The following is a 9507-nucleotide window of genomic DNA, read 5'->3' on the forward strand; positions in this document are numbered from 1 at the left end:
CGAGCTGCTGGCCAGGCTCCTGGGTGGGGCGGGGTGGTGCTAGTTGCCCCTGGCCTTGCGGTTGCGGCGGCGGGCCAGGTAGCGCTTGCCGGCGCCGGTGGCGAGAGTGCCGCCCGCGCCGATGCCGGCGGCGGCGGGGCCGAGGATGATCAGGACTCCCGTGAGGAAGGCTCCCAGGAGCAACATCATGACGAGGGCGCGGACGAACGGCGCCCAGGCGTCGTCGGTGAGGATGTGGTTGAGCAGGGACCACCAGTTGTGGTCCGGGCCGTTGAGCATGGCGACCCCTTTCGCGGTGTTGACCTCTATGACTCCCGCGGCTGGCCCGAACGCGAACCCCTGGTGTCGTGTGGGACTGAGCCGCGACACCAGGGGCTGGTTCGCGGTCGGCGGGCGAGCGCGGTCGGTCGCCCGCCGGTCCTGTATGTGGTGCCGGGATCGTGTCGCCGGGGGTCGGTGTCCCGCGTGCGGCGTGCTCGTGCCCACGTGTGTTGCGCCGGTGCGGTTCACTGCGGCTGTGCCGACACCGTGGATTGCTTCACCAGAGCGCCGCGAGGTCACGCACCAGTGCCAGGAGCAGTTCGGTGTGCGCCAACTCCCGCACAGGCGCGATCCGGTCCACCCTGCTGTTCCTGATCTTGGCGTCCAGGTCCCGCAGGGCGGTGCTCGCCACCCTCGTTCCGTCCTGGTGCAGCGCGTCGATCACCTCGTCCAGGTCGTCCAGCGCGGTCCACTCGGCTGTCCGCCTCCAGCGTTCGAGCAGGGCGGTGTAGTGCGGGCCGACGCGCGGCACCGGGGCGACGGGTTCGCGTGTCCGCGTTCGGGAGACGCGGCTGGTCACCTTCACGAACCGCAGGACCTCGTCGTAGGAGTTGCAGACGATCAGAAGGTGCCTGCGCAGGGGCGGCTGGGGTAGACGGGGCGTGAGGTCGCCGGCGATCCGCGAGTACCAGGCAACGTCGGACAGGACGCTGGGCACCGTGAGGGCGGGAAGCAGGGCGGCGGTACCGCGGGCTGCCTCGACCGCGTGGTGGAAGGACTTGACCTTGTCACGGACGAGCTCGAATTCCGCCAGCTGGGCACGCGTGGCCAGCAGGCTGTCGTGGACCTCCGGCATGGAGACGTCGATGAGCTTGAGCCGCCCGGTGTCGCCGCGCGGGAGGAGCGCCATCAAGCTGTCGCCGTAGGCGCGGGAGAACACGTTGTCCGGGTGCAGGTCGCCGTGAGTGGCGGACCGGGTGGTGTGCCCGGCTTCGGCTGCCTTCCTCACGGCCTTCGCCGCGGTCTCCAGGATGGTGGCGGACTGGGTGCGGGTCTCGTCGAGGATCGCGGCGGCCCGGGTGCGGGCGTCGGTGATGGCGGCGTGGGCGCTGCGGGCGTCCGCGGCGAGCCGTTCGATGCGGGCCTTCAGCTGGTCGAGTCGGTGGACGAGGTCCTGCGCGCGTAGCGCGATCATGTCCGGCTCGTCGTCGGGGTCGGTGGGCGTGCGGGCCAGGGCGGTGTCGGCGGTGGCGTCGGTGATGATCGAGTTGTCCAGGACGTCGAGCAGCTCGGTGACGGTGTGCAGCAGGTCGGCCGCGTCGGGCGCCTGATGACGGGCGGCGATGGCGAAGGCGTCGCGGGCACGCTCCAGGTAGCCGGCCGCGAGTTGCTGCTCACCCAGGGCGAACGCGTCGCGGCCGATCTGCCAGGCGTCCAGGTGGGCTTGGCGGGCGGCGTCCTCGGCGGGGGAGCGCTCGGCGCGTCGCCGCTCGATGGCGTCGAGGTCCAGTGGCGGGGTCACCCCGTCGTCGAAGTGGTGGATGCGGGTCATGCCGGGTTCTCCCTGCTCGTCCCCTGCGCGGGTTCGGACTCCAGGTGCGTCCGCAGGCGCTCCAGGGCATTGGCGTAGTGCTTCTGCACGCTGCGCAGACTGACGCCCAACTGGTCTGCGACGTCCTTCTTGGCCACCTCGTCGACCGCGACGGCGGCGACTATCTCGCGCTGCCGTTCGGTCAGCAGCCGGGGCAGCAGCTCGTTCAGACCGAGGCGTTGGCAGTCGATGCGGCCCAGCAGCGCCAGGACCTCGTCTTCGGAGTCCGGGTGGGCGTGGTTGAGCAGCACTTGGTCGTCGATCGCGTACGGCGAGGTCCTGCGTCGCTCCTGCTTGGCCCAGTGGTTGAGCAGGTCCTTCTTGGCCGACGCCTTGAGCCGGGCGATGGCGTCGTTCCTGGTCCGGGGCGGGCCCTTGCCGTACCAGGCGTTGACGAAGTCGACCGCGGCTTCCTGCATGAACATCTCGGTTTCGTGATGCTCGTGGGGGTCCAACCGGTTGCGGATGTAGGCGGCCAGCTCGACCCAGCAGTCGCGCAGCATCGCGGCCATCGGGTCCTTGCCCTCGCGGCGCCCGCCCTCGGTGGTCGGAGGGAACATCAGGCGTTCGCATTCTGCCCGGTCGGGTGCGGGGGGATGATCGCCCCCGAGGTGATGCGGTCGTTCCCGCCCGTGCCCGAGCCGGTGTGGCCCGGGAGGTCGAGGTGGCGGCTGCCGTGCCCGTTCATCGGTGCTCTCCATTCGGCGGTCCGGAGATTCCCTGCACCCAGTAACTCCCGCGACCCGGCCGAACGCGAACCCCAGCGCTCGAGAACTTTCCGCGCTGTCGGGGCGAGCCCTCGAACCCGGCTCGGTCCTGGTGCTCGGCGGCGGGGCTGCGCGGGGCACGACGTGGTCGACGGCTTGGTGCTCGGCCACCGCGTTCCGGTTGACGTCCTCGGCCTCCTGCGCCTCGGCGGGTCGCCGCGCGTGCCGCATGCGTTGGTCACCGCGTGGTCGACGTGGTGCTGGTCGGGTGCCGCGGCCTCGGCCACCTCGGCGTGCTGGGTCGCGCCCCTTGGCCGCTGCGCACCCCTCCTGGGAGGGGTGCGGGGTTCGGCCGCCGTGCTGGTGGTCGTGGTGCTGGTGGTCGACATGATCGGGCTCGGTCTGGTCCTGGGTCACGACGGGGCGGCTGCGGCCTGGTGGTCGAGGTGGGGCTGTTCGTCGCGGGCCTGCGCCGAGCTCGGTGGCCCGTGGCTGCGTCGGTGTTCGTCCGAGAAGATGTCGTGCACCCGTTCCCGATCATGAGAGGCCGTCTAGACACCCGTTCTTGATCACGGCGTCTCAGCCTGACCGTCGTCACCACCACGCACCCGAGGTGAGCTCGTCGGTCACGACCTCGCTGACGATGGTGTTCTCGTCATGGTCTGCCCCCGAAAGGTCCGCGCCGCTGAGGTCCGCACGACGGAGATCCGCACCGCGGAGGTCCGCGTTGAGGTTCGAGCCGGTGAGGTTCGCTTCGCGGAGGTTTGCGCCGCGGAGGTCCGCGCCTAAGAGGTCCGCGCCACTAAGGTTTGCGCCGAAGAGGGGCGTGTTCCTGAACTCAGCGCCGCGGAGTTCGGTGTTGCTGAGGTCCGCGCCGCTGAGCTCTGCGCCGAAAAGGTCCGCGCCACTGAGGTTTGCGTCGCGGAGGTACGCGTTGCGGAGGTCCGCACCGCTGATATTCACGCCGTACAGGTTGGCTTTGGTCAGGCAGGTGTTGCGCAGGTCGGTTCGGGTGTTGTGGTCGTGGGTGGTGTCGCGGCGGCTCAGGACGGTCAGTGCGGCCTGGAGGTCGGGGGTGAGGGCGTGGTTGGGGCAGGTGATGGTGGTCCACGGGGCGTCGGCCGGGGGTGGGGATGGGTTGGGGTGTGGTGGTGCGGATGCGCGGTCCCGCGCCCTATGCGGCGCTGCTGGCGGAGTCATTTGCTCGCCCACTGCGACGCGTCTCGGCTTGGCGACGTCGTGATCTTCGTTGCGTCACACAGCGTGCTCGGCAAGTCGCCCGCAGCATCGAAGACAGCCCTCACGCAAAGCCCAGCCCGGAGATTGTGCCGCGCGGTGCCGATCATGCCGAGACCGTGTAGGGCCTCGTCGTCGAAATCGCAGCCGGCGTGACACCGCCCGCTCGCAGGCCGGACGCGGTTCAGGCGGGGGACATCCGCTCGGTCAGCTTCCGCGGCGCCGAGGACCGGTAGCTCTCGGTCAGCAGCTCGGCCACCTCGTCCCAGTCCGTGTCGTCGTCGAGCACGAGGCCCACGACGTTCGCGGCCCACGCGGGCTTGAAGAACGGGTGGGGGGCGTGGCTCAGCGCGGCCAGCTCGGGACCCGTCGACCGGAACGTCAGCACGGTGGCCGGCCCGTCGGTCCCCGCCGCCCGCGCGTACGACGGAGGGTTGCCGTCCTCGACCTCCAAGACGTGCGCGAACGCCCGCCGGCGGATCCGCCACCGCGTGCCCCGCCACGCGCGTTCCTCCACCACCTCCGGGAACGCCGCGCACACCGCCCGCAGGCGGTCCACGACCTCGTCAGGCACCTCCGCCGGTTCACCCATCCCCGGATTATGCGTTCGGCCACCGACAGTCGGAGACGACCGGGCTCGTCACCGCGTGGCGACCGCCGCCACGATCCCTCGCACCGCGTCGAGCCCGGGCCGCCAGCCGTCGCGCAGCGCGGCCTCCTTTCCCGTGGTGACCGCGACCAGCTCCAGCGACGGCACCACCACGAGGTGCTGGCCCGCGTACCCGCCCGCGAAGAACGCCGGGTGTCCGGCCATCTCGGTGACCCGCCACAGGTAGCCGTAGCCGACGCCCTCCGGCGGCCCGCCCGGCGTGTGGGCGGTCACCGCGTCACGGCCGTACGCCGACCGGTCGCGCGTTTGGTACCACCCGAACCGCACCGGGTCCGACGCGGAAAGCTCGAGGTGCCCGAACTCGTACGGCAACCCCTCTGGGTCGCGCGGCCACCGCCACCGCGTGATGCCCAGCGGTGCGAACAGCCGCCGTGCGGTGTACTGCTCCCAGTCCTCGTCCAAGGCCGCCGTGAGGCACGCGGCCAGCACGTGCGCGAGGCAGTTGGTGCTGAAGCGTCGCCCGCCTCGCCATCGCTACGTAACCCCTCGGGTACCCGGATCGGACACGCTAGCCGACACCCGACGAAGTCAGCGGGTCACGCACTGTCCCTGGTCGACGGATCACCCGTTTGGTCGGGGAGTGGCCGCAAGACTTCCTCAAGATCGCCGGTTGCCTACCTGGTCCGCCCGTGGGCCGGACGGTTGGCTTGCACCGCGATCGCGTCGGCCACGACGTCCCGGCCGGGTCGCAACTCGCGGCCCCGCGCGCCGGGAGCTTGACGCACGTTGAGCCACTCCTCCTGGCTGCGCCGAACACGTTCCGCCACCGCCGTGGCGGGTGTCGATCCGACATGCTCGCGCACGGCCGGCGACCGGCGGCCTTCCACGTCCAGGGGGAATCCGTCCGTGCCTCCCTGCTGGCCCGGGTGATCATGTGACGAGGGCCGGCTGTCGCTCGACCAAGAGGACCGAAAGTCGACCACTGCCGCCTCGACCTCGGACTCAACACTCTGCGGCTCCTCTAGGACACACGGAATTGTTCGACGTAGGAGAACGCGGGCTTGTTAATCCACGAGCTGGACGGTCGCGTCGTGGACGTGGCGTCGTCGGTGGGCAGTTCGGTCGGACAGAGCACGACCACGTAGGTCTTCTGCTCGGAGAGGTCTTTGCCGGCGTAGCCGAGTGGGACGAGTACGCCGTCGGGCAGTGGGACCTTCGGGTCGTGCCTCGATGCGCGCGGGGTCCGGTGCCGCCGGCGTGCTGGTTGTGGTCGTGGTGCTCGATGGTGGTGTGGCCTTGGGTGCGGTCGAGCACCCGGTCAGCAGGGCGGTCGTGAGGATGACCCCCGATTCGGATGGGGAGGGGACGGTAACGGCACGCGTGGTGACGATCGTGGCTGGTAGGCGGGCTGTTTGAGTGAGTCGTTGATCACAGGGGCGGTCCGCGGTCATTGGGCCGTTTGGCCGCTGTGCCGGGGTTGGTTGAACCTTCATGATTCTTCCTCGGGTCGGGGGACTCAGCACAGATCGCGTGTTCTGCGCGAGCCGGGGGGCTTCTTTCTATGGGTTCGCGCGTGCATGCGCGGGGTTCGACCCTGCGCGCTTTCGCAGTGGCGCTTGTCGCCGCTGTCGTGGCCGGTGTTGTGGCGGTGCCGCCTGGGGCGGTGGCCCAGCCGAAGATGGCGGGAGGGTCGGGGGTGCCGAGGTCGGCGCCGGATGAGGCGACGGCTGTCCGTTACGCGGTGCAGAGTGGTGAGTCGGTGGTCGTGGAGTCGGAGACCACGGAGACCGACGAGGTGCGGGCGAACCCGGACGGCACGATGACGTTCACCCAGCACGTGCAGCCGGTGCGGGTGCGGCGTGGTGACGGGTGGGTGCCGGTCGACTTGGCGTTGGAGCGCAAGCCGGATGGTTCGTTCGCGCCGAAGGCGTCCACGGTGGAGGTGGCGTTCTCGCCGGGCGGCACGGATGGCGAGGCCCATCCGCTGGCCAAGGTCGCGCTGGGTGGTCACGAGGTCGGTCTGCGGTGGGACGGCGAGTTGCCCGAGCCGGTCGTGGACGGCGCGACGTTGACCTACCCGAACGTGTTGCCGGACGTGGACCTGCGGGTCGAGGCGCATCTTGAGGGTTTCAGCGAGCTGCTGGTGATCAAGACGCCGGAGGCAGCGCGGAACCCGGAGCTGGACACGGTCACGTTCCCGACCCACGCCGAGGGGGTGCGGGTGGAGCACGGTTCGGTGGACGGCGGGGGCGACCTGGTGGTCAAGGACGCGGCGGGCAAGCCGGTGTTCGTCGGTGATGCTTCGCAGATGTGGGACTCGTCGGGCACGGAACCCCGCGATCGCGAAGGTGAGCCGGTGCCCGGCGACCGGCAGGCCACGATGGAGGTCGAGGTCACCCCGGAAGCCGTGGCAATCACGCCCGACCAGGCCTTCCTCGACGATCCGGCGACCACCTATCCCGTGGTGCTCGACCCCAAGTACTACTGCGGCAACTGCGGCAAAGTGCATCACGCCGTGGTGCAGGAGGAATGGCCGGACGCCAGGAACTTCGATGCCACCGACGGCAACCTGAGCGATCTGAAGGCCGGCTTCCTCAACGCCAGAGCCCTGGGTAATGGCGCCAGGTACGACGCGAGGTCCCGGTCGTACCTGCAGATGAACACCGAGCCGCTCATCGGCAAGTACATCCACGAGGCCATCCTGCGCACGAAGGTGATCAACACCTATTCGTGCGCGCCTTCGGCGACCGAGCTCCGGTTGGCCGGGTGGATCGACGCCAACACGACGTGGCACAACCAGACCAGCTGGGGCGAGTACCAGTCGAGCACCAGCGTGCGCAACAACCCGGGGCACTGTCCGACCGATGGCGGTGCGGACTTCGAGGCGATCAAGGCCATTCGGGCCGCGGCATCGGGCTCGTGGTTCTGGACGACGTTCGTGCTCAAGGCGGAGAACGAGAACGATCTCGACACGTCGTGGCGGAAGTTCGACCTGAATCCGTACCTGGAGGTCAGGTACAACAGCTATCCGAACACCCCGACCGAGATGGGCATGGAGGGGTCGACGTCGGACCATGCGTTGCCGTGTCGCACGGGTGCTGACCGGCCGGCGGTGTTCACCAGGACGCCCCGTCTGCGCGCGCGGGTGAGCGATCCGGACAACAGCAGGGTGTACGGCGAGTACCGGCTGCTCACCGGGGTGGGGTCGGGTGCGTCGTGGGATGGGCGGCTGTTCGGCGGCACGGAGGTCGGCTCGGGTGCCTACAGCGAGTGGACGGTGCCTGCGGGCCACATCACCGATGACGGCGGCCTCTACACGTGGCAGGTGGTGAGCCATGACGGTGAGCTGACCAGTCCGTTGTCGAGCCCCTGCGAGTTCGAAGTGGACACCACGCCGCCGAACACGCCGGCGGTCTCGTCCCTCGACTACCCGGCTTCGGGCTTCAACCACGGGAGTGTGGGGAAGACCGGCGCGTTCACGCTCACGCCCAACGGCAAGACGGGGTTCGGCGGCACGATGGACGTTCGCCGTTACGGGTGGTCGTTGAACAACGACACGGCGACGACGAACATCGTGGAGGTCACGTCGGCTGACGGGTCGGTGTCGGTGCCGGTCACGCCCACTGTGGTCGGTACGAACGTGTTGCACGTCCGCGCGTTCGACCGTGCGAACAACCCGTCAGCACACAACGCGACGTACACCTTCCACGTTGCCGGGAAGGCTCCGCCGAAGGCGGTGTGGGCGTTCGACGAGACGTCGGGCACGGTCGCGGCGGACAGCAGTGGCGGCAACCGTCCGCTCACGTTGTCCGGTGCCGCCTCGTTCGCTCCGGGTTACGACGGCAACGCCTTGACGCTGAACGGTGGTTTCGCCGCGTCGGCGTCGACGGTGGTGGACACGTCGCGGGCGTTCTCCGTGTCCGCGTGGGCGAAGCTGGACCGCAAGGACTCCTACGCAACCCTGGTCAGCCAGGACGGCAACCGGGCCAGCTCGTTCTACTTGCAGTACGCCGTCAACGCGGACCGGTGGGCGATCACCACGCCGAGCGATGACGCCGACGGGCCGGAGTCGTACGCGAGGGTGACGTCGACGGCGCCGCCGCAGTTGGGCGTGTGGACGCACCTGCTCGCGACCTACGAGCCCAACAGCGAGGCGTTGACGTTGTACGTGGACGGGAAGGTGCAGGGCACGGCGACGGCGGTGTTGTGGGGGGCCGGTGGCGGCTTCGTGGTCGGCCGGGCCAAGTCCGCGGGTGAAGCGTCGAACCACTTTCCCGGCACGGTCGACGCGGTGCACGTGTGGGACCGGGTGCTGACCGTCGAGGACGCGGCGGAGCAAGCGAACCGCGCGGTGCTGCGAGCACGGCTCGCGTTGGACGAGCGGGCGGGGACGACGACCCGTGAGTCGGTGTCCGGCCAGCAGGCCGTCATCTCGGGCGGCGCGACGTGGGCGGGCACGCCGGTGGACCCGGACGACCCGGAGCAGGTGCGTACCGGCGAGGACGAGTGGCTGGACTTCGACGCCTCCGGCACGGGCCAGGTCACTGCTTCACGTCCGGTGAACCTGCGCACGGACCGTTCGTTCACGGTGTCGGCGTGGGTGCGTCTGGACAATGACACCAATGCGCGCACGGCGGTGAGCCTGGGTGATTCGCAGTACTCGCCGTTCATGCTCCAGTACCGACCGGCGAGCCGGCAGTGGGCGTTCATGATGACGCGTGGTCCGGCGACCTCGTCGTGGTGGATCGCGTTCTCGGACAACGCGATCGTGGGCACCGGTCAGTGGGTGCACCTGACGGGCACCTATGACGCGGTGAGCGGTCGGATTGCCTTGTACGTCAACGGCGACCGGCAGATCCACAACTTCAGCGGCACCGCCGCGGACGGCAGCGGCGTGACCGGCTGGAACGGCTCCGGCCCGCTCTGGCTCGGGCGTGGCCTGTGGGGATCGCAGAAGGCCGACGTGTGGCGCGGCGGTGTGGACGACGCCCGCGCGTACTCCGGTGTGCTCACGACCGAGCAGATCCGCACCGTGTACGAGTCCTCCAGGCATTTCTGAGCCACCGGTTCGATCCGAAGACGTCACGAGAGGCCCTGTTGTG

The 9507-nt window shown here is 69.7% G+C and carries 8 protein-coding genes and 1 pseudogene; 2 read left to right on the forward strand and 7 right to left on the reverse strand.

All coding sequences use genetic code 11. From position 1 onward, the window contains the following. Positions 1 to 39: 39 nt before the first annotated feature. The 4 genes from LNK82_RS25595 to LNK82_RS47015 all read right to left on the reverse strand — a co-directional run bounded on the left by LNK82_RS25595 (position 40) and on the right by LNK82_RS47015 (position 2540). Complete coding sequence (locus LNK82_RS25595; protein WP_230569541.1) at positions 40 to 279, reverse strand: hypothetical protein; 240 nt, start codon at positions 277 to 279, stop codon at positions 40 to 42. A gap of 259 nt (positions 280 to 538) precedes the next feature. Further along, the gene (locus LNK82_RS25600; RefSeq protein ID WP_230569542.1) at positions 539 to 1813 is read right to left on the reverse strand and encodes a hypothetical protein; all 1275 of its coding nucleotides are present in this window, start codon (positions 1811 to 1813) and stop codon (positions 539 to 541) included. Then, a complete protein-coding gene (locus LNK82_RS25605) occupies positions 1810 to 2412 on the reverse strand; it encodes an RNA polymerase sigma factor (RefSeq protein ID WP_230569543.1) in 603 nt (200 codons plus the stop codon). The genes LNK82_RS25600 and LNK82_RS25605 overlap by 4 nt, the downstream gene beginning before the upstream one ends. Further along, positions 2412 to 2540, reverse strand: a complete 129-nt coding sequence (locus LNK82_RS47015) for a hypothetical protein (protein ID WP_268997049.1) — start codon at positions 2538 to 2540, stop codon at positions 2412 to 2414. The genes LNK82_RS25605 and LNK82_RS47015 overlap by 1 nt, the downstream gene beginning before the upstream one ends. 163 nt (positions 2541 to 2703) lie before the next feature. Here LNK82_RS47015 and LNK82_RS25610 point away from each other — a divergent pair, with 163 nt between their 5' ends. Further along, the gene (locus tag LNK82_RS25610; protein ID WP_230569544.1) at positions 2704 to 3102 is read left to right on the forward strand and encodes a hypothetical protein; all 399 of its coding nucleotides are present in this window, start codon (positions 2704 to 2706) and stop codon (positions 3100 to 3102) included. A gap of 51 nt (positions 3103 to 3153) precedes the next feature. On the opposite strand, the gene LNK82_RS47020 is transcribed toward LNK82_RS25610, so the two are convergent. The 3 genes and pseudogenes from LNK82_RS47020 to LNK82_RS25625 all read right to left on the reverse strand — a co-directional run. After that, positions 3154 to 3759 carry a pentapeptide repeat-containing protein gene (locus LNK82_RS47020; protein WP_268997050.1) on the reverse strand — a complete coding sequence of 202 codons (606 nt, stop codon included), beginning with the start codon at positions 3757 to 3759 and terminating at the stop codon, positions 3154 to 3156. Between the two features lie 220 nt (positions 3760 to 3979). Next, positions 3980 to 4387, reverse strand: coding sequence for an MmcQ/YjbR family DNA-binding protein (locus LNK82_RS25620; RefSeq protein ID WP_230569545.1), 408 nt, complete (start codon positions 4385 to 4387; stop codon positions 3980 to 3982). Between the two features lie 48 nt (positions 4388 to 4435). Further along, positions 4436 to 4918, reverse strand: a pseudogene (locus tag LNK82_RS25625) (serine hydrolase); the annotation flags it as partial. A gap of 1228 nt (positions 4919 to 6146) precedes the next feature. Between LNK82_RS25625 and LNK82_RS47885 the strand changes: the two are divergent. Beyond that, a complete protein-coding gene (locus LNK82_RS47885) occupies positions 6147 to 9464 on the forward strand; it encodes a LamG domain-containing protein (protein WP_230569547.1) in 3318 nt (1105 codons plus the stop codon). Positions 9465 to 9507 lie beyond the last annotated feature (43 nt).

Origin of the sequence: Saccharothrix luteola (genome assembly GCF_020859565.1) — a bacterium.
GTDB lineage: Bacteria > Actinomycetota > Actinomycetes > Mycobacteriales > Pseudonocardiaceae > Actinosynnema > Actinosynnema luteola.